This is a genomic window from Pseudomonas sp. SZ57, assembly GCF_009495975.1.
GTDB classification, from domain to species: domain Bacteria; phylum Pseudomonadota; class Gammaproteobacteria; order Pseudomonadales; family Pseudomonadaceae; genus Aquipseudomonas; species Aquipseudomonas syringae.
Genome location: NZ_WIBD01000005.1, coordinates 258,528 through 278,381, shown reverse-complemented (window position 1 = coordinate 278,381; position 19,854 = coordinate 258,528). Strand labels below are relative to the sequence as shown.

Sequence of the window (19,854 nt, the reverse complement as noted above, 5' to 3'; positions counted from 1 at the left end):
TCAGCTCCGAGGATCGAACGCGTCGCGGCAGGCTTCGCCGATGAACACCAGCAGAGAAAGGATCAGGGCCAGCACCACGAACGCGGTCAGCCCCAGCCAGGGCGCTTGCAGATTACGCTTGGCCTCGCCAATCAACTCGCCCAGCGACGCACTGCCCGCCGGCATGCCGAAGCCGAGAAAATCCAGCGCAGTGAGGGTGGCGATGGCGCCGGTGATGATGAACGGCAGGTAGGTCAGGGTACTGGTCATCGCGTTGGGCAGGATGTGTCGCCACATCAGCGCAGCGTCGGTCAGACCCAATGCGCGGGCAGCTTTGACGTACTCCAGATTGCGCCCACGCAGGAACTCGGCACGCACCACGTCCACCAGCGACAGCCAGGAGAACAGCGCCATGATCCCCAGCAGCCACCAGAAACTGGGCGACACAAAGCCGGACAGAATGATCAGCAGGTACAGCACCGGCAGCCCCGACCAGATCTCCTGAATGCGCTGGCCGATCAGGTCGGTCATGCCGCCGTAGTAACCCTGAATCGCCCCGGCACACACCCCAATCACCGTGCTGATCGCGGTCAGCAGCAGCGCGAACAGAATGGATATCCGCGCGCCGAACAGCACCCGCGCCAGCACATCACGGGCCTGCTCGTCGGTGCCCAGCCAGTTAATGTGGTCCGGCGGGCTGGGCGATGGCGCGTCCAGGTCATAGTTGATGGTGTCGTAGCTGAACGGGATCGGCGCGAACAGCATCCAGCCGTTTTTCGCGGCGATCAGCTTGCGCACGTAGTCGCTGGCATAGTCCGGTTCGAAAGGCAGCTCGCCGCCGAAATCGGTTTCCATGTAGGTGTGCAGCACCGGGTAATACAGCTGCCCGTCGTAGCGGATCAGCAGCGGCTTGTCGTTGGCGATCAGTTCGCCGCACAGGCACACCAGCAGCAGGCCGATGAAGATCCACAGCGACCACCAACCGCGACGGTTGGCCTTGAACAGGTCGAAGCGGCGCCGGGTCTGGGGAGAGAACTCGAACATCAGGCGCTCCTCGCGGAAAAGTCGATGCGTGGGTCGACCAGCGTGTAACACAGGTCACCGATCAGTTTGATCAGCAGGCCGAACAGCGTGAACAGAAACAGCGTGCCGAACACGATGGGGTAGTCGCGCGAGACGGCTGCTTCGTAACTCATGCGCCCCAAACCATCGAGGCCGAAGATGGTTTCGATCAGCAGCGAGCCGGCGAAGAACACTTCGATCAAGGCCTGTGGAATACCGGCGATCACCAGCAGCATGGCGTTGCGAAACACATGGCCGTACAGCACGCGGTGCTCGGTCAGGCCCTTGGCGCGCGCCGTGACCACGTACTGGCGGCTGATCTCGTTGAGAAAGCTGTTCTTGGTGAGGATGGTCAGCGTGGCGAACCCGCCGATCACCAGCGAACTGACCGGCAGCACCAGGTGCCACAGATAGTCCTTCACCTTGCCCCAGGCGCTCAGGCTGTCGAAGTTGTCCGAGAACAGCCCCTGCGCCGGAAACCAGCTCAGGTAACTGCCCCCGGCGAACACCACGATCAGCAGAATGGCGAACAGAAACGCGGGCGTGGCGTAACCGATGATCACCAGCGTGCTGCTCCAGACATCGAATGCGCTGCCATGCCGCACCGCCTTGCGAATGCCCAGCGGGATGGAAATCAGGTACGTGATCAGCGTCGCCCAGAGCCCGAGGGACAGCGACACCGGCAGCTTTTGCGCGATCAGTTCGGTGACCGGTGCACCGCGGAAGAAGCTGGTGCCGAAGTCCAGTTGCGCGTAGTTCTTGAGCATCAGCCACAGCCGTTCGTGCATCGGCTTGTCGAAACCGTAGTGTTGCTTGATCTGCTCGATCAGCGCCGGGTCCAGCCCGCGTGTGCTGCGGCTGGCGGTGCCGGAGGCAGCCACTTCGCCCCCGCCGCCGCCCACACCGTTGGGGCTGAAGCCCTGAATGCGCGCGATGGCCTGCTCGACCGGTCCGCCGGGGGCGGCCTGCACGATCAGGAAATTCACAATCAGAATGGCCAGCAGCGTGGGAATGATCAGCAGCAGGCGTCGAATCACATAAGCCAGCATCTCAGTACTCCTTGGCGGCGGCAGGTTTGCCGGTCAGCGCAGTGGCCTGAGCATTGGTCAGCGGCGTCGGGCTGATCTGCCACCAGGTTTCCAGGCCCACGTCATAGATCGGTGCCACGTCCGGCATGCCGAACCGGTTGGCGAACACCAGCGGCGTGCCCTTGGAGTAGTAGTTGGGAATCATGTAGTAACCCCACTGCAGGACCCGATCCAGCGCCCGCGCGTAGAGCACCATGTCGTTGCGCGTATTGGCGCTGACCAGCCCGTCGATCAGCGTGTCCACGGCAGGATTGCGCAGCACCATGGCGTTGGAGCTGCCCACTTCGGTGGCGCTTTGCGAGCCATACAGGTTGTACAGCTCACGGCCCGGGGAAATGATCGGATTGCCGTTTTTCGGCAGGCTGACCACGATCATGTCGTAGTCCCGCGCATTGAGCCGGTTGATGTACTGCGCCGAATCGATGCGCAGAAAATCCAGCGTGATGCCGATCTGCGCCAGCGTACGCTTGAAGGGCAGAATCAGCCGGTCGAAGCCGCCCTGACCATCGAGAAAACTGAACACCATCGGCTCGCCCGCCGCGTTGACCAGCTTGCTGTCCTTCGGATGCCAGCCGGCTTCGGCCAGCAGCTTGAGGGCCTGCAACTGCTTGTCACGGATGTAACCGCTGCCGTCGGTTTTCGGTGGCTGATAGACCTTGCTGAACACCTCGTCCGGAACCTGGCCGCGCAAGGGTTCGAGGATCTTCAGCTCGGCCGGGGTCGGTAGCTCGGTGGCGGCCATGTCGCTTTTCGGGAAGTAGCTTTGTTCACGCACGTAGAAATTGCGCATGACCCGGCGATTGATCCAGTCGAAATCCCACAGCAACGACAGCGCCTCGCGCACGCGGCGGTCCTTGAACATGGGCTTGTCCAGATTGAACACAAAGCCCTGCGCGGCGACCGGACGTTGCGGTGCGAGGATGCGCTTTTGCAGGCGCCCGTCGTCAATCGCCGGGCCGCTGTAGCCGACCACGAAGCCTGAAGAGGAGAACTCGCGGTTGTAGTCGAACGTCCCGGCCTGCAGCAGCTGGCGGGCGATTTCGGTGTCGCCGTAGTAGTTCACGGTGAGCGAGTCGAAGTTGTACAGACCACGGCTGACCGGCAGGTCCTTACCCCACCAGTCCTTGACCCGCTCGAAGGTGACGCTGCGTCCGGCGTCGACCTTGGCGACCCGGTACGGCCCGTTGCCCAGCGGCGGTTCGAAACCGCCGCCGTTGGCGAAGTCGCGGGTCTTCCACCAGTGTTCGGGGAGGATGTGCATGCTGGCGATGTCCAGCGCCAGCATGCGGTTGAGATTGTTTTTGAAGTCGAAGCGAATCTGCAGCGGGCCTTCGATTGTCACCTCTTTGACGTCGGCGAACATCGGTCGATAGCTGAAGCTGCCCTTGGTGGTCATCAGCTCGAAGGTGTAGCGCACGTCTTCGGCGGTGACGGGCTTGCCGTCCTCGAAACGCGCCTTGGGGTTGAGGAAAAAACGAATCCACAGACCGTCCGGGTCCATCTCCATCTTTTCCGCGATCAGGCCATACACCGTGTACGGCTCATCCAGCGAGCGATAGGCCAGTGGCGAGTACACCCAGCTGTCGACCTCGCGCACATTGATGCCCTGATCGACATAGGGATTGAGGTAATTGAACTGGCCGATTTCTTCCGCCGACCGGGTCAGCGAACCACCCTTGGGGGCGTTCGGGTTGACGTAATCGAAGTGCTGGAAGCCGGCCGGGTATTTCGGCGCCTCGCCATAGACGGTCAAGGCGTGGGTCGGCGTCGCCAGCACAGTCTGCCAGCCACTGCACAGCGCAACACCCAGAAGCAGGCGCTGCAGAAAACGGTTAAGACGCGACATGGTAGGGCTTTCCTCGTGCGCACTGAATGACGGAACACTGCGAAAAAGCCCCCGGCCGGGGAAGGCGGATGAAACCTGGGCCGGAGGGGGCGAGCTCGCAATCTGACGTGGCCCACGGAGCGTGTATGGGCCACGTCGTCACACTCAGAAGTGGTAAGTCGCGCGGGCGAACAGGGTGCGGCCCAGCGGGTCGGCGTAACGAGGGTCGTAGCCGGACTGGAAGTTGTAGGCCTGGTTGGAGAACGGCGGGTTGCGGTCGAACATATTGCGCACACCGGCGTCGATATCCAGCACCTTGTCGAAGGTATGACCCACCGACATGTCCCACAGCGCATACGACGCGACCCGCGCATTGGTGGTACGGTCGTAGTCGTTGTAGCCGCTGGTGAAGCGGTTGGTTATGGAGGCGCGGGTATCGCCCAGTGACCAGGTACCGGTCAGGACGTGTTTCCAGCGCGAAATCACGCCGTCGCCCTGAAAGTCGCCGACCTTATCGGTGTACGGGCCGTCGATGATGTTCTGGAAGTCATAACGGGTGACGTAGGTGCCGGTCATGCCCAGACCGAACTGACCGTAAGGCGTGTTCGGGAAGCGATAGTCGAGGGTTACGTCGACACCGCTGGTCTTGACGATGCCCAGGTTGGCGTTGCCGGTGACGATGTTGGCGATTGAACCATCGGCAGCGCGCACGTAGCGGTCGGCGTAGGTGTTGGGGTCATCAAACACAGTTGACTCGGGGAACGCCTGGATCTGGTTGGAAATGTGAATCCACCAGAAATCCAGGCCCATCGACAGGTTGTTGACCGGCTGATAGACGAAGCCCAGGGTCATGTTGCGGGCTTTTTCCGGGGCCAGTTCGGTGTTGCCTCCGCCATTGTTGAGGAACTGCTGCTGGCAATCACGACCGGCGTTACCACCAGGCTGGACGACACCACCGGCACACAGCACCGGGTCGTTGTAATAGCCTTGGGTAAAAGTCGTGCTACGCGGGGCATACAGTTCGTACAGCGAAGGTGCTCGAAAGCCTTCGCTGTAGGCACCACGGACAACCAGTTGCTTGAACGGCTGGTAGCGGAACGAGTATTTCGGGTTGGTGGTGCTGCCGAAGTCGCTGTATTTGTCGTGACGAACGGCGGCGGTCAGTTCAAGGCTGTCCAGCACGGGGACATTCAGTTCGGCGTATTCCGCCTTGACGCTCCTGTCACCTTCGACGCTGCCTGCGGCATCTGCGCCCAGACTGCTGACGTCGTTGACGAACGCTTCGTACTCCTGATGCATTTTCTCTTTTCGGTATTCGCCACCTAGCGCAATGCCGGCAGGGCCTGCACCGAACCAGTCACCGATTTCCCGGCTGATGCGCGCATCCAGCCCGGCCACTCGGCCCACGGCGCTTGAGTACTGGCCATGGTATTGACTGGCGTCAATCAGCGTCTGACCTGCAGCGGTCTGCGGACCAAACGGATTGAGGGTGCCGTTGGCGAGGCCATTGAGCATTGCAGCATCGCTGATGTAACCATCGGTGAGTGATGACAACACTTTGTTCTGGTTGTAAGAAGCGCCAACGTTGTAGTCCCAGCCACCCACCAGACCGTCGAAATTCAGCAGAAAACGCTGGCTGGTGTTTTGGTCGCTCGATCCGCGTGGGCCTGCTGCCGTTTCTCGCCAGGCGGTGCTGACCGGTTGCGTCGGGTCGAGGGTGAAATCGGTGGGGGCCGGAGTGATGCCGTTACCGGGATAGAAGGGGGACGACGAGTCCAGTGACAGCCCGGTGAGAGGCGCTGGCCCGATATCGGTGTGGTTGTTGTTGCGGGCCCAGAAGTATTCGAGGCTGACGTTATGATCGTCGGCCAGCTTGCCGGTAGCCCTGCCGAAAAAAGAGGTCTTTTCGGTTTGCGGGATCAGGTCGATGTATTCGCGAGTGCTGAATCGGCAGATGCCGTTGCTGGCTATCAGGCTGGGGCCGCTGCAGTTTCTGCCCAGCGGGTTGGCGGAGTTGTCGCCCTGAAAATAATTGCCGGGATATGCCGTCCCGGAGGTCTGGTTGAGACCGCGTCCCGGTACGTAATCCTTGGCAAACGAGCGGTCATTGGCGTCCAGATTCTGCTGCTTGTTGTAGTTGAAGACGCCCATCACGTTAAAGCGGTCTTCTTCCAGATCACCGAAGCCCCAGCTGGCACTCATGTCCTTGGTCGCACCGCCGCCACTGGCGGTCGGCGTCTCGCCACCGAGGGTCAGGCTGCCGTCGGTCAGGGACTTTTTGGTGATGAAGTTGATCACGCCGCCGATGGCGTCGGTGCCGTACAGCGCCGAGGCACCGTCACGCAGCACTTCCACGCGGTCGATCGCAGCGAACGGGATCATGTTCAGGTCGATGGCGCTGCCGTTGGGCGTACCCACACCGGACAACGCATTGTTGGCCAGACGTCGGCCGTTGAGCAGCACCAGCGTCTTGTTCGCACCGATGCCGCGCATGTCGGCGAAGGAGGCGCCTCCTGTTCCGGCTCCGACCGAGCCTGCGCTGTTGTTGATCGACTGGCTGCCGGTGATGCGCTGGACCATTTCCTGGGTGGTGGTCACGCCCTGTTTCTTCAGGTCGTCGGCGCGCAGGATGGTAATCGGCACGGCGGTTTCGGCATCGACCCGGCGGATCGCCGAACCGGTCACTTCTACGCGTTGCAACTGGGTCGTGGCAGGCACAACCGCTGCACTGGTGGGCACGGCCGAGCCGCTGGTGTCTGCATCGACGGCGTCTGCCGCCTGGGCACCGCTCATGCCCATGGCCAATGCGCAGAGCAGGGCACGTGGATGACGCCGGACCGCGAGGGCCAGTGGTTTGAGGGTACAACCGGGAAGATTCATCAGCATGGTTAGTTCCGACTTGATCCAGACATTATTGAAATGGCCTTGTGAGCCCTCTGTTCCCGACGCGGTTGTGCCGAGCGGGAGTTCCACTTCTTCTTTTTCCAGCAAGCCGCTCCCCTCCAGGGGCTTTTCAGCCCACGGACAACCGCATTCACGGGGGTCGGGTCAGACGGCTTCGCGAGGCGAAGCCACCCGGTCAGTCGAGCGTCATTTCGCTGTCATGACGGATATCTTGGTAATGCCGGAGCGTTCGATGGAGGCCATGGCCTTGGCCACCTGGCCATAATTCACGGCGGTGTCGGCCTGCAACTGGACGCGGATTTCCGGGTCCTTGGCCTTTTCGTCCTGCAGGCTTTTTTCCAGCAGCTCCGGGGCGATTTCCGATTTGGCGAGGTAGAACTTGCCGTCCTGATCGACGCTGACCACCACCGGGTTTTTCTTCTCGGCGGGGGCGACTGCGTCGGTCTTGGGCAGGTTGACCTTGATCGCATTGGTCATCAGCGGCGTGGTGACGATGAACACCACCAGCAGCACGAGCATCACGTCGACCAGCGGCGTGACGTTCATTTCGCTGAGTACTTCATCGCTGTCCTGAGTGGAGAAAGACATTAGCTGGCCTCCCGAACGGCATGACCATTCTTGCTGGCGATGGGCTGGCGCGTGACGGCAAAGGCGCTGCGCTGGGCGAGGGCGTCGAAGTCGTGGGCGAAGTCATCCATGTCGGCCACGGCGAGCTTGAGGCGGCGCAGGAAGAAGTTGTAGATCAGCACTGCCGGCACGGCGACGGCGATACCCACACCGGTGGCGACCAGCGCGTGACCGATGGGGCCGGCAACCGCTTCGAGGCTGGCCGAGCCGGTCACGCCGATGCTTTGCAGCGCCTCCATGATCCCCCAGACCGTACCGAACAGGCCGATGAAGGGCGCGGTGCTGCCGATACTGGCGAGAATCGCCTGGCCACTTTCCAGCGCGCGCCGCTCTTTTTGTATCTGCTGGCGCAGGTTGCGCTCCAGACGGTCCGAGCGGTTGATGGTGTGCGCCAGTTGTTGCGTGGTGCGCGGCGACTCATCGACCGCCATGGCTTCAAAGCCGCTGTTGGCAATACGTGCCAGCGCGCCGGGGTATTGCGCAGAATGCTCGGCAGCGGTGAGCAGGTCCGGCGCGCTCCAGAACACTTTGGTGAATTGTTTGTTCTGGGACTTCTGGCGGACATACTGCGCCGACTTGATCAGCAACAGTGCCCAACTCAATACGGAAAACAGAATCAGTGCCCAGAGCACGGCCGGGACGATCATGGAAGAGAGCGATGCGTTCATGGTTTAAACCTCACCAGCTTTGATAATTGAATAGTCGGTTGTCATGCGCCGGATCATTCCGGCAACTTGAAGTCGATGGTCTGCGTCGCGAAGCCTTCTATCGGCGTGTCACCGCGTTTGGCCGGTATGAACTTCCAGTTGCGCACAGCCTCCACGGCCGCTTCGTCCAGTACCGGTTTGCCGCTGGATTTGGTCACCTCTACAGCCCCGGCGCGGCCGTTGGGCAGCACCTTGATGCGCAGAATCACGCGACCTTCCCAACTGCGTCGCAACGCCAGCCCCGGGTATTCCGGCGGTGGATTGCCCAGGCTGGCGAGCCCGGATACCGCAGCGCTTTCCTTGACCGGAGCCGGTGGCGCAGCAGGTGCCGGCGGCGCGGGCGCAGGTGTTGGCGGCGCGGGCGGGCTGGGCGCAGCGGCAGGCTTGGGCGCAGGCGGCGTCGGCTTTTTCACCGGCTCGACCTTCTTGACCGGCTTGGGCTTCTCGACCTTGGGTTTTTCCACCGGTTTGGGCGGCGGTTCGACCGCGTCCGGGTCCTCGACCGGTTGTTCCGGTTCGGGGGGAGGCGGTGGAGGCGGCGGCGGAGGTGGTGGCTCGGGCGGCGGCGGTTCCGGGGCGGGTGGTGTCGGGCTGGTCAGTTCAATGGTCATTTCCGGAACTTGTGGCGCAACTTCCGGCACGTCTGGCTGGGCCGTTTGTATGTACCACCAGATCACACCATGAATAAGTACCGACGCAGCAATCAACACCATTACTTGCGGCTTATTAAGACCGCCCGGGCGTGACGTATTGGCGCTGAAAGGAATACCCTGCCACGCCGTCGAAGTGTCATCGGGCGAGGGAGAGGGAACCGCTTTCATTATTACCGCATCATTCATTAACGCTCCCTCGGGTAGTTAAAGGGCAATAAAAATCCGCTCGAACAATGGGTAACTGTTCGATTGATGAAGACCTGCACATTGTTGATGGGCAGGGCAACGCGGTGGGTGCGCACACGGCGAACTCAAACGGTTAAAGGACGTCTTGAATCAGGGCACTGACATTGCAGATCCTTGCTTTCTTATCGTCATGTACGGGGACGTACAGCGATGTTCCTGAATGCTTACATTGCAACCGCTGTGCCAGAACGCCCTAGCTGGAACCATTGATGCAGAGGGGGTGTCGCATTCGTATAACTATTTATCGATTCCCGACTTCATTGACTTCAAAACCGCACAGATGAATAAAACGTCGAACAAAAAAACAGACAAACAATGACCCTCTGCTTGAGCAGACGCGTTCGAAAATCATGACCTGCAAGTCACTTTGTTTGATGCACCAATACTGTGTCACGAGGATCACGTTGGTGCGTTAGTTTATCAGCGCTTCATAAAAACAATGCTCCGTGTAGGTACGCGGTTGTGTGGACAGTTAGCGTTGTTGAAATAAAGCCATTCCATAGGTGATGGCAAAATGAAACCACTCAAAATAAAGTGTCGGACACTCTTTATAGGTCGACCGTCTTTTAATTAAAAACAGCCCCTTGTGTACTTATTACGCGCACGGGTGCACACGGTCCTGATTCATCATCAGAACTTTCAAGGCACACGCAAAATGTCTTAAGTCCAGACGTGCAGGGCCGTCGAATAACAACGCGCAGATCGGGACAAGGGTGAAGCGACCGTGCAGGCATCGCTTGAGGCAGGTGCTGCCCAAGCTGTGGATTGCCGGCGTAACGGTGGTCTGACGCAAGACTGATAGGGCACAGCTAGATTCCTTTCCTGGCGGGCAGCGAGACTTGTGGTCTGCTCCCCTGCACTGTTTGTGGACGCTCTGACATCCGTGAACTGCACTTTGGTGCGTGTAGGCACCCCATGAATGCAGCGCGCACCATTGGTTTATGGCACGACCGTTCCACTTGAAAGAACTGTGCCAATTTGTGTCTTTTTGTATCTGGAGGAGTACATTTTCATCTGGAGACGAGTTTTTGCGGCTGCAGGGCGCAGTCACTGACCCCGGCGGGTATCAACTCGGCAGATTGGCGCGGGTGCGCCGGGAGAGAGCCGCCCTCGATTCGGGCGGCCTGTAGGTGTCGTCAATTACCAGAACGCAGCAGGTGCGCTGAGCGCCTTGCTGAACACCTCGATGGCGCGCTCGACATCTGCCTGCGTGGTGTAGCGGCCAAGGCTGACGCGCACGCTGGCCAGGGCCTTGGCAGAGTCCATGCCCAGAGCAAGCAGCACATGCGAGGGTGCATTGCTGGCCGAGTTGCACGCGGACGTCGAGGACAACGCCAGGCTGTGGGACAACTGGGCGCTGGTGAAGCCGCTGCGGGTGATGCACAGGTTCAGGGTGTGCGGTATGCGTTGTTGCGGGCAGCCATTGAGTTGCACATCCGGCAGACTCAACAGGCCTTCGCGCAGGTGACGACTCAGCCCTTCGATACGACGGTTTTCAGTGTCGGCCTGGCTGATCGCCAAGGCAAAGGCCGTCCCCATGCCGACGATCTGATGGGTGGCCAAGGTGCCCGAACGAAAGCCGCCTTCATGTCCGCCGCCGTGGATTTGCGCTTTCAACAGTGAATGCGCACGCGGGCCCACGTACAGCGCGCCAATGCCCTTGGGGCCGTATGCCTTGTGCGCCGAGAACGACATCAGGTCGACGGCCAGGCTCGCCAGATCGATCTTCACCTTGCCGACGCCCTGCGCAGCGTCCACATGAAACAGCGCACCGTGCTCGCGCACCAGGGCGCCAATGCTGGCGATATCGGTCAGCGTACCCAGCTCATTGTTCACCAGCATCAGCGACACCAGCAGCGTGTCTTCGCGCAATGCAGCCTGTACAGCGTGAGGCTGGATCAGGCCTTGAGCGTCCGGTTTCAGCCAGGTGACGGGAAAGCCCTGACGCTCCAGCGTGCTGACGGTGTCGAGCACGGCCTTGTGTTCCAGGACGCTGGTGATGATGTGCCGGCGTTGCGCGCTGGCATCATGGGCGATGCCCTTGATCGCCAGGTTGTTGGACTCGGTAGCGCCGGAGGTCCAGACGATGGTATCCGCAGGCGCACCCACCGCATCGGCCACCTGTGTGCGCGCCTGTTCAACGGCCTGCCGCGCCACCTGCCCATAACCGTGCCCGCTGGAAGCCGGATTACCGAAATGACCTTCGCGCCCCATACAGGCAACCATGGCTTCGATGACCTGTTCATCGACAGGTGTGGTGGCGGCGTAATCCAGATAGAGCGCAGAAGTGGTCATGGGCAATTCGCTTTGTAATCGAGTCAAAATCAAGGACTGGCATTACCAGACCGACTGCTTGAAAGATTACTGATCCGCGCGCGAAAATTTATTGATATTTGCACGGGCATGGGCAACCAATTCGAAAAGTTATTCGCTTTTGCTTGGATTTATACGATTAAAAATTCTAGGATGCTGCTTCAGACGCAGAATCGCATCCAGACGCCATCGTTCCTCACGCTCCGCGTGGGAACGCAGTCCTGGACGCTCCGCGTCCAATCCCGGGGTTCAAGGTGCTGCACCGTTGGATGACGCAGAGCGTCACGAAAGGCATGCCAACGCGGAGCATTGGCACGATAGTCATGCTGTGTGAGGCGCAGAATCGCAGTCAGACACCATCGTTCCTCACGATCAGTGTAGAGCGACTAACGCAGGAAACCGCTAATGGACAAATTCGACCGGGCAATTCTCGACATCCTGCAAACCGACTGCACCCGTTCGGTGGCGGACATCGCCGAGCGTATCGGCCTGGGCAGTACCGCGTGCTGGCGACGTATCCAGAAGCTGGAAGAGGCCGGCATCATCGACCGCCGGGTCGCGCTGCTCAATCCACAACGGCTGAACGTGTCAGTCAGCGTCTTCGCCGCCATCCGCACCAACCAGCACAACGCCGCCTGGCTCGAACAGTTTCACGCCGCCGTCGGCGAGCTGCCTGAAGTGGTCGAGTGCTATCGCATGGCGGGCGACACCGACTACATGCTGCGCATCGTCGTAGCCGACATCGCAGGGTACGACGCGGTGTACAAACAACTGATCAGCATCCCCGGCATCAGCGACGTGAGCTCGAGCTTCGCCATGGAACAGATCAAATTCACCACCGGCCTGCCCTTGCAATACGCATCGTTTGGCGGCTGAGCGCAGCCACGCTCATCGATTGAATCGAACCCTCAGCCCGATGCCACGTCCACTTTCTTTGGCAAACGAAAAAGGTGGCTGACATGACAACCGATCACATACTCACAGACAGCGTACCCAAAGAAGACCCCGCCAGCCCGCAACTCGGCCAGTACGACCGCGAAGCAGACCCGGTCCTCGCCATGAACGCGAACAGACCCGGTGTCGGCCCGAAAAAAGGCGACGAGGTGAAGAAGCGTACGGAACACGACGAGACTTACGATGAAGGTGAGCCGGAAGTGGACGACGCCGATAGCGTCTCGGATGAGGGCGGCGGCACTCTGCCGGGCTGAGGGAGTACAAATATGGCGCTGAGGTGGTGTAACAGCTCAAACGTGTTTCTGCAGGTACGTTGAGCTGCTCACATGGATTGGAAACGATGAATCCGTAGATTCAAGGCCGAGAAGCAATCTCGTCCAGATGATTCAGCAGATCCAGCGGGTCTTCATACACCCTCAACGCGCCAGCACGCTCAAGCTCGCCGATGTCGTAGCCGCCCGACAGCAGACCCACGCCGGTTGCCTTGCAGCGACGCGCCGCGAGCATGTCCCAGATCGCATCGCCGATCACCAAGCACTCGTCGATCGGAGCGTTTATCTTATTTGCAGCCGCCAGGAACAGGTCGGGGTCAGGCTTGCCGTAGCTCACGTCATCGCGCGTTACGATGTTGATCTTGTTGATGTCCAGTTTCAGCGCTTTGAGGTTGATCGTCGCCGTATCGATCCCGCCGCTGGTGGCGATGCACCACTTGAGGTTTTCCTTGTCGAGCGTCTCCAGCAACTCAACGGCGCCGGGCAATGCGATGATCTGTCCTTGCAGCCGCTCGTAAGCCTGAGCATGTTTCTCGCTGAGCCGTTCGGCTTGTTCTTCGCTGATGTTCAAGCCGGTTTCACGCGACAGTGATTTCAACATCAGCCCGCCGCTCATACCGATCTTGCGGTGAATACGCCACATCGCAAGCGGGATCTTTTCTGCATCCAGCGCTTCTTTCCAGGCGGCGACGTTTTGATAAACGCTGTCGGTCAGCGTGCCGTCCAGGTCGAAGATGAAGGAAGTCTGGGGTCTCATAGGGTTACTCTTTTTGAATGCGGATTGACCATCTGGCGAGGTCCGGAGCGTTGTGAGTCGATACCTGTTCGGCGGTACCGGGGGGCTTCAATACGGCGTTGCCAAATGGCGGGAAAGGGTTGGTTTTTTGAGGTCACACACTTTCGAGTACGTGATGGAATGGCGGTTCGATCTTTCGGGCGGGAGGGCGATCTGGCAGCAGAAAAGCCTGATGGTTCTAAAGCCGCATTAACGCTGTACGTAACCCTCCACCAGCGCCTGAACCCGCGCTGCGTCATCCTCGGTGACCGGGTTATAAACAATCATCGACAGATCGGGCCGGCCATCCACTGCGAACCCCGAATACTCCAGTTCAATCAGCCCATGAACCGGATGCCGCAGGCGCTTGGTGCCTTCGCCCTGTGAACGCACATCGTTGTCGCGCCACAACGCAGCAAAATCGGCGCTGAGCGTGCAGAGTTCGTCAGCAAGTTCGCGGAGTTCCGAGGCAGCACCGGCACGGGTCGCGTCGGCTCTGAATGCGGCGACGATAAAGCGCGCGACGGCCTGCCAGTCGTCCTGCTTTGCTCGTGTGCCAGCGTTGCAAAACATCAGGCGCAGGATGTTGCGCTGCTCTACGGGCAGCAGGCTGTAGTCAGTAAATACAGCTGCCGCAGCGTTGTTCCAGGCCAGAACATCCCAAGTGGCAGTCTTGATAAAAGCAGGGCTGAACGCGAGCGTATCCAGAATGCGCTGCAAGCGCGGCGATACGCCTTCGGGCGCGCTGTAGACCACTTCGGGCAGGTGACCAAAAGCGAGCATGAACAGGTGTTGCCGCTCGGGCTCGGTCATCAGGAGACTTTGCGCGATCCGGTCCAGAACCTGAGCAGAAGGCGCGCCACCGCGACCTTGTTCCAGCCACGTGTACCACGTCGCGCTGATATTGGCGCGCTGGGCAACTTCTTCACGACGCAAACCTGGCGTGCGTCGACGCGTGGTGGAAAGCCCCAGACTCGCAGGGTCCAGACGCGCCCGACAGTCCTTCAAATATGTTCCCAGCGGGTTGGCCATGATGATCCTGTTGGTTTCTATACCCTGATAACGTCACGTCTTTTACGGGATAAACGTTACGCGCACTCTGCCGACTTCAGCAAAGAGAGATTTGACTATGCGCGTATTTATAACCGGCGCCACAGGCTTTATTGGCACTCGCGTCACTGGGGAACTGATCAACGCAGGCCATCAGGTAGTAGGTCTGACACGTTCGCAAGAGGGGGATCGAGCTCTGCTTGCCATGGGAGCCGAACCGCATCGCGGTGATATCGAAGACCTGTCCAGCCTTCAGCGTGGCGTAGAGAAGTGCGACGCGGTGATTCACACGGCGTTTGATCACAACTTCGCGCACTTCGTCGCCAACTGCCAGAAAGACGCTCGCGTTATCGACGCATTGGGTTCTGCACTGGCAGGTTCCGAGCGACCACTGGTTATCACCTCCAGCACCGCGATGGGCTCGTCAGCACCTGGGCAGGCCGCAGACGAAGATCATTTCGACCCGGCGCACCCCAACCCTCGCGTCGCATCGGAACTCGCCGGGCAGGCGCTGTTGCAACGCGGCGTCAACGTAGTCGTGATGCGACTCTCGCAGATTCACAACCCGGCCAAACAAGGCCTGGTCAGCGAAGTCATCAAACAGGCGCAGGAAAAAGGCTGCTCAGCCTATATCGACCAAGGCCTCAATCAGTGGTCTGCAGCGCACCTTGAAGACACGGCGCGCCTGTATCGTCTGGCTCTGGAGAAACATCATCCGGGGGCTCGTTATCACGCGACTGCCGAATCAGACATTACTTTCCGCCTGATTGCCGAAACCATCGGAGAACACCTCGGCCTGCCCACCTTGGCCGTGCCTGCCCATGAAGCCACCGCACACTTTGGCTGGCTGTCGACATTCGTGGCCAAGGACATGAGCAGCTTGAGTCACAAGACACGCGAGCGCCTGGGGTGGCAGCCCAAGGGCCCAGGTTTGATTGAGGATTTGGGAAGGTGTTTGAAGGGGTAGTGTCTGCAGACACGCTGCTTTTTACAATTTGTTTAATTACGTTACCGAACAGGCGACCTAAAATCGTGCGTTTGCCATGCAAGGGAAGCAAACCATGAGCATCCACCAGTTGCGTAAGGATGTAGAAGAACACTTTCAGCGATTTGAGCGTGCGCCTTTCAAAGAGGCTTGGCGTCGGCGTGATGCTCGTATCTGTTTGATCTGGATGATCGCATGGATATTGGCACTCTCCGCGACACTGATACTTTTGCCTTGGACCAAGCTAGCTGACTACATGCCGGCGTTGATTCCTGTGCTTCTGATATCCATGATCTGCGCAGTTCGATTGGCTGAGATCTATGAGTTGGTTCGCGCAGATCAGATGGGCGCGGGACCGCTCACGACACCTTTGGAGCGTTCGCAATTGCGGCAACAATGGTTTTGCACCCGTTATAGCTGTAGTTCTGCCGAGCTCGTCGATAAGGCAAGAGTGATGAAACACTTGTGGGAAGAACGTCAAGAACTCAAGCGGCTGGCCAGCAACGATACGATGGGGCCACGCATCGCTGCTTTCTTTCGTCTCCCAGACCCTGCCCGATTCATCGGGACGCTGTTTGCCATCGCCGCGATCTTTACAACAATGATCACCTTGGGCAGCAACATCGACGCCATTTTCGCCGCCGTACAAGACTGGCGAACAATAGGCTTCAATATCCTACTCGGCACGTTCTTGTGCGCCGAAATCGTGTGGCTTTGGATCATGGTCACCGGCATGATCAGTGAGATAGGCCCTTCATTGCTTGAACAGCTTGGACTGCTGCCCATGAGCAGTCGTCGAGTTTATCGGTATTTGCTTGCAGTACATGGTGCGAGTGAGCCTGTAACGCCTGTTCCCAAGGCAACGCGTGGATTGCTGAAGATGAGCTCTTTGTTCTTTATGCCCGTTGGCGAGGTGTGGGCAAAGGTGCGGACGCGTTTTTTGACAGGCTCAGCGGTCGGGGCCTGAATGAGGTGCTGAGATGACCATCGTGCCAATGCTCCGCGTTGGCACGCAGTTCGTGACGCTCTGCGTCACAAAGCTACAGTCTGGCAAGACGGCCCCAAGGCCTACAGAATCGCGTGAAATCAGAACGATTTACTGGTGAGTGTCCGCATTCTCAGCCGGATAAAACTCGCCCTGGCTCCCCATCCTTTCCAGCCGCTCGCGAACGAGTGCTTCGACGTTGGCTACTGCAGCCTTATCGTCGGGGTCGACCAGTTGCAGGCACAGGCGCCGGGCGTTCTGATCGTGGGTGCCCTCGCTGAGCATGTCGTGGGTAGGGACTTGTTTGCCACGCCACAGACATAGCTCGGTATGAGTACCGCCGAGCCATATTTCGTTGACTGATCTGAGGTCAGTGGAAGCCAGTTGGTCCACAGTGATCGTCTTGTCCATTGCGCTGTACCTTTTCAGTGAGTCGATACAGGTCAGACGAACAGCCGCCGCGGATCGTTCCCGGCGTCGGCTGTTCAACAGCGCCAACGGTGAACAGTCGACGCCCTGAATCAATCGACAGGCAAGGCTTTACTTCTTTAGCCAGCCCTCGACAACATCGGAACCATGCTCCGCTTTCCACTCCTTCAGAATCTTGTGATTCCCACCCTTGGTCTCGATCACTTCACCGGTTTTCGGGTTCTTATAAACCTTGAGTTCACGCGGTTTGCGTTTGCCCGCAGGTTTTTCAACGGTCTGGCCACGGGAAGAGCTCTGTGGGTCCAGCAGATTGATGATGTGCTTCAGGCTGAAGCCATAGTGCTCAAGCAGCTTGCGCAGCTTGGTTTCGAACTCGATTTCCTTCTTGAGCCCCTGGTCGCCTTTCATCGTCTCCAGTGCCTTGAGTTGCTCGGCGAGATGCTTTTCCAGCTGACGGTATTCTGCGAGTTTAGACATGGTATTTTCCTTATAAACAGGTGTGCGTAGTTAGTGAGAGAGATCGTGCCCGTTACAAGTTCAGCCTATTTTCCGTAGAGGCGCAGTGGCTTCCAATATGCTGTAGTAACACGATAAGCCAGATTGCCCGGGCTTCCAGTTATTTTCAGAAAATGCGATTTTGCGGGCGCGCGTCAGTAGCTTTCGATCAGAGCGGTCACTGAGGTCGCTTGAGCGATTTACCTCATCTCAGGAAGTAGTGGTAGGGATGTAGCGCAGGTATCCAGCGATGTCCGACCCGCTTCCAGCAGCTTTATCCTTGGGATGAATTCGCCCTTCGTTGACTGGAAACTCTTCAAAATCAAATGGACTGATTCCTTCGAGGCAGGCCACATTAACTCCGTACTGGGCCGGGTTGGAGCGGCGTTGGTGATGTGTATATATCCCGCATTGTGAGCAGAAATAATGCTTCGCTTGCAGGGTGTTGAACTGATAGAGCTTGAGCATCGTCTCGCCGGAAGTGATCTCAATATCCTCCAGGGCTGCTGAAACCGCGACCGCACCGCGCATCCGGCAATAGGAGCAGTTGCAGCGCCGGACGGTCTTGAATCCGTCAGTAAGCCGAACTTGAAATCGTACAGCGCCGCAATGGCAGGTGCCTTGTAACGTTCCGTCAGAGATGTCCATATAAAACAGTGACTCCGTCTATGGGCTGTGCCGCGAATCGGTCCCGACAGTGACGTCCGTTAGCGCGGAAGGAAGCATTTCCGCCAAATCTGCATCACTTATCATCATGCCGTGCTCTGTTCATACCAGTGGATATCGAAAATATCATAGGCCTGAATAGGTTCTAAATTTTCAAAAGTGAAATAAGTCACCAAACAATAGGCTTATCGTCCCAATCCCAGAAGGTCCCGCTATCGGCCGGTCCATGTGCGCCTACTACCTCAATGATGCGATCCGCCGAGAAAGCCGGTTCGAACAGTTGGCCTTCGGGCACGTTCGCCTGGAATGGCTGAGACAGCTCCGTGTCAGTCGTGCCTGGGTGTATTGCCAGGACAGTAGAGGCCGGGTTAAGGCGTTTCAACTCAATACTGGCCGTGTGCAGCAACTGGTTTAGCGCTGCTTTGCTGGCTCTGTAGCTGTACCAGCCACCCAATCGGTTATCGCCAATGGAGCCAACCCGCGCGGAGAGCGCCGCGAAGGTAGAAGGTTGTTTGCGCAATAAAGGGAGTAGGTGCTTGAGCAGCAGGATCGGCGCAAAGGTGTTGGTTGCGAAACTCGCTTGCAGGCTCGCAAGTGTCAGTTGTGCCAGACCCTTTTCTGCTTTCGCACCGTCCTGATGAAGAATACCTAGCGTACTGATGACGAGGTGCAGATGATCGCATCCATCCAGCGTCTCGCTCACGAGTGCTTCGAGGGATTGTTCATTGCGCGCGTCGCAGTCGACGCGTTTGATGCGTTGGCCATATTGCTCTGCAAGCGTTGCCAGTTCTGTGGAAGTGCTGGCTTGTCGCGCGACCGCCCATACCTGAGCCACATCATCGCGAGCAAGCAACGCCGCGCACAGTGCCAAGCCAATACCTCGGCTGGCCCCGCATATCAGCACGTTAGCCTCGCTGTTCAGTTCGGGTATCAAACTCATAAGGCACCTTGAGGAGCATGGTTGAAGTGTTTTTGACTTCTTTGGGGCAACTATAGCCCTACCGCCTCGCCAACAACCGCGCCAACCCAGCCGTCACCACGACAGCCAGCAAAACGGCAGCCGCGATAGACAGAAGCGCGCCCCATTGCAATATGGAGTACCGGAGGGTCAGGTAGAAACTCACCACACCGACGGCGCCAATGGCATTGCCGCGGATTATCGCCGCCAGTTCATAACGCCCGCCTTGCACGTGGACGAACACTGCAAGCGGCCAGGCGATCACCGGGATCGGCGCGAGCAGCCCACTGACCACCGGCCCGAGCCACGTGGCACTTGCAGTAATCGCCAGCAGCAGAAGGGTGGCCGTCAGCATGCGCATCGGAATGACCCAGCGCGGCAGTGCCACGTATGAGGCTACGTCCGGCGGTGTCTGTTGCGAGGTGGCACCGATGATCAACGCAACCATCAGCAGCGTGAAAATGATCGACAGCGCCAGTAAGCCCAACAGGTTCATCAGAAAGGCTGTCGCGCCATACACCGCGAGCGCCAGGACGCATCCCGTCAGCGCTGAAACGCGTCGAGTGATCAGGAAATAAAACAGGTAAGTCGCCTGAATCGCCGCCAGCCCGGCCAATGCCCCAGGCACCGCCATCGAGGCGAATTCGGTGCCTTGCTCAAGGCTGAGAAACAGCATGACCAGCGCCGAAGTCATCGGCAGGCCGGAAAGCAGCCCTGCCACGCCGGTGCCCCAGCGCCTGGCCGCCAATGAGATGGCCAGCATGAGCGCGGGGGTGATGAGTAACTTGAGGTAGAAGGCCGTCATGCAGAAAACTTCACATCCGAAGGTGGGCTGAATGCTAAACCTTTTGGCGGTGGGTAACGATGCATGTCAGCGCTTA

General features: G+C 59.0%; 19 protein-coding genes. 4 read left to right on the top strand and 15 right to left on the bottom strand.

What is annotated here, in order from left to right; all coding sequences use genetic code 11:
* The 8 genes from GE543_RS09470 to GE543_RS09435 form a co-directional block, all read right to left on the bottom strand.
* Positions 1 to 1,023 (bottom strand): ABC transporter permease, encoded by a 1,023-nt coding sequence (locus GE543_RS09470; RefSeq protein ID WP_003437297.1) that lies wholly within the window; start codon positions 1,021 to 1,023, stop codon positions 1 to 3.
* Positions 1,023 to 2,090, bottom strand: coding sequence for a microcin C ABC transporter permease YejB (locus GE543_RS09465; protein ID WP_046236852.1), 1,068 nt, complete (start codon positions 2,088 to 2,090; stop codon positions 1,023 to 1,025). Before GE543_RS09465 ends, GE543_RS09470 begins: the two co-directional genes overlap by 1 nt.
* Position 2,091: 1 nt before the next feature.
* Entirely contained in the window at positions 2,092 to 3,975 is a 1,884-nt protein-coding gene (locus GE543_RS09460; RefSeq protein ID WP_153221275.1) for an extracellular solute-binding protein, read from the bottom strand.
* Positions 3,976 to 4,119: 144 nt separating this feature from the next.
* Positions 4,120 to 6,945 (bottom strand): TonB-dependent receptor, encoded by a 2,826-nt coding sequence (locus GE543_RS09455; protein ID WP_178118574.1) that lies wholly within the window; start codon positions 6,943 to 6,945, stop codon positions 4,120 to 4,122.
* A gap of 99 nt (positions 6,946 to 7,044) precedes the next feature.
* The gene (locus tag GE543_RS09450) at positions 7,045 to 7,446 is read right to left on the bottom strand and encodes a biopolymer transporter ExbD (protein WP_002555939.1); all 402 of its coding nucleotides are present in this window, start codon (positions 7,444 to 7,446) and stop codon (positions 7,045 to 7,047) included.
* Positions 7,446 to 8,132, bottom strand: coding sequence for a MotA/TolQ/ExbB proton channel family protein (locus GE543_RS09445; RefSeq protein ID WP_003425751.1), 687 nt, complete (start codon positions 8,130 to 8,132; stop codon positions 7,446 to 7,448). The genes GE543_RS09450 and GE543_RS09445 overlap by 1 nt, the downstream gene beginning before the upstream one ends.
* Before the next feature lie 74 nt (positions 8,133 to 8,206).
* A complete protein-coding gene (locus GE543_RS09440) occupies positions 8,207 to 9,013 on the bottom strand; it encodes an energy transducer TonB (RefSeq protein ID WP_256664740.1) in 807 nt (268 codons plus the stop codon).
* Positions 9,014 to 10,231: 1,218 nt separating this feature from the next.
* Complete coding sequence (locus GE543_RS09435; RefSeq protein WP_178118573.1) at positions 10,232 to 11,386, bottom strand: cysteine desulfurase family protein; 1,155 nt, start codon at positions 11,384 to 11,386, stop codon at positions 10,232 to 10,234.
* A 423-nt stretch (positions 11,387 to 11,809) separates the two neighbouring features.
* On the opposite strand from GE543_RS09435, the gene GE543_RS09430 reads away from it, so the two are divergent.
* Together GE543_RS09430 and GE543_RS09425 are read left to right on the top strand one after the other, a co-directional pair.
* Entirely contained in the window at positions 11,810 to 12,280 is a 471-nt protein-coding gene (locus GE543_RS09430; protein WP_002555835.1) for an Lrp/AsnC family transcriptional regulator, read from the top strand.
* An 83-nt stretch (positions 12,281 to 12,363) separates the two neighbouring features.
* Positions 12,364 to 12,612, top strand: coding sequence for a hypothetical protein (locus GE543_RS09425; protein WP_003318137.1), 249 nt, complete (start codon positions 12,364 to 12,366; stop codon positions 12,610 to 12,612).
* Positions 12,613 to 12,712: 100 nt separating this feature from the next.
* On the opposite strand, the gene GE543_RS09420 is transcribed toward GE543_RS09425, so the two are convergent.
* Together GE543_RS09420 and GE543_RS09415 are read right to left on the bottom strand one after the other, a co-directional pair.
* On the bottom strand, positions 12,713 to 13,387 hold the full coding sequence (locus tag GE543_RS09420) for an HAD family phosphatase (RefSeq protein WP_003413932.1): 675 nt from the start codon (positions 13,385 to 13,387) through the stop codon (positions 12,713 to 12,715).
* A gap of 228 nt (positions 13,388 to 13,615) precedes the next feature.
* Positions 13,616 to 14,437 (bottom strand): helix-turn-helix transcriptional regulator, encoded by an 822-nt coding sequence (locus tag GE543_RS09415; RefSeq protein WP_046270784.1) that lies wholly within the window; start codon positions 14,435 to 14,437, stop codon positions 13,616 to 13,618.
* 97 nt (positions 14,438 to 14,534) lie between these two features.
* Between GE543_RS09415 and GE543_RS09410 the strand changes: the two genes are divergently transcribed.
* On the top strand, positions 14,535 to 15,422 hold the full coding sequence (locus tag GE543_RS09410) for an SDR family oxidoreductase (protein WP_153221272.1): 888 nt from the start codon (positions 14,535 to 14,537) through the stop codon (positions 15,420 to 15,422).
* Between the two features lie 94 nt (positions 15,423 to 15,516).
* Entirely contained in the window at positions 15,517 to 16,407 is an 891-nt protein-coding gene (locus GE543_RS09405) for a hypothetical protein (protein ID WP_178118572.1), read from the top strand.
* Positions 16,408 to 16,536: 129 nt separating this feature from the next.
* Here the strand turns inward: GE543_RS09405 and GE543_RS09400 are convergent, their stop codons facing one another.
* From GE543_RS09400 to GE543_RS09380, 5 genes are all read right to left on the bottom strand, one after another.
* Positions 16,537 to 16,836 carry a hypothetical protein gene (locus GE543_RS09400; RefSeq protein ID WP_003413920.1) on the bottom strand — a complete coding sequence of 100 codons (300 nt, stop codon included), beginning with the start codon at positions 16,834 to 16,836 and terminating at the stop codon, positions 16,537 to 16,539.
* A gap of 129 nt (positions 16,837 to 16,965) precedes the next feature.
* Positions 16,966 to 17,331 (bottom strand): histone-like nucleoid-structuring protein, MvaT/MvaU family, encoded by a 366-nt coding sequence (locus tag GE543_RS09395; protein ID WP_046270782.1) that lies wholly within the window; start codon positions 17,329 to 17,331, stop codon positions 16,966 to 16,968.
* 228 nt (positions 17,332 to 17,559) lie between these two features.
* Entirely contained in the window at positions 17,560 to 17,997 is a 438-nt protein-coding gene (locus GE543_RS09390; RefSeq protein WP_153221270.1) for a GFA family protein, read from the bottom strand.
* Positions 17,998 to 18,184: 187 nt separating this feature from the next.
* Positions 18,185 to 18,955, bottom strand: coding sequence for an SDR family NAD(P)-dependent oxidoreductase (locus tag GE543_RS09385; protein WP_003425715.1), 771 nt, complete (start codon positions 18,953 to 18,955; stop codon positions 18,185 to 18,187).
* Positions 18,956 to 19,013: 58 nt separating this feature from the next.
* Positions 19,014 to 19,778, bottom strand: a complete 765-nt coding sequence (locus GE543_RS09380) for a hypothetical protein (protein ID WP_153221269.1) — start codon at positions 19,776 to 19,778, stop codon at positions 19,014 to 19,016.
* Positions 19,779 to 19,854 lie beyond the last annotated feature (76 nt).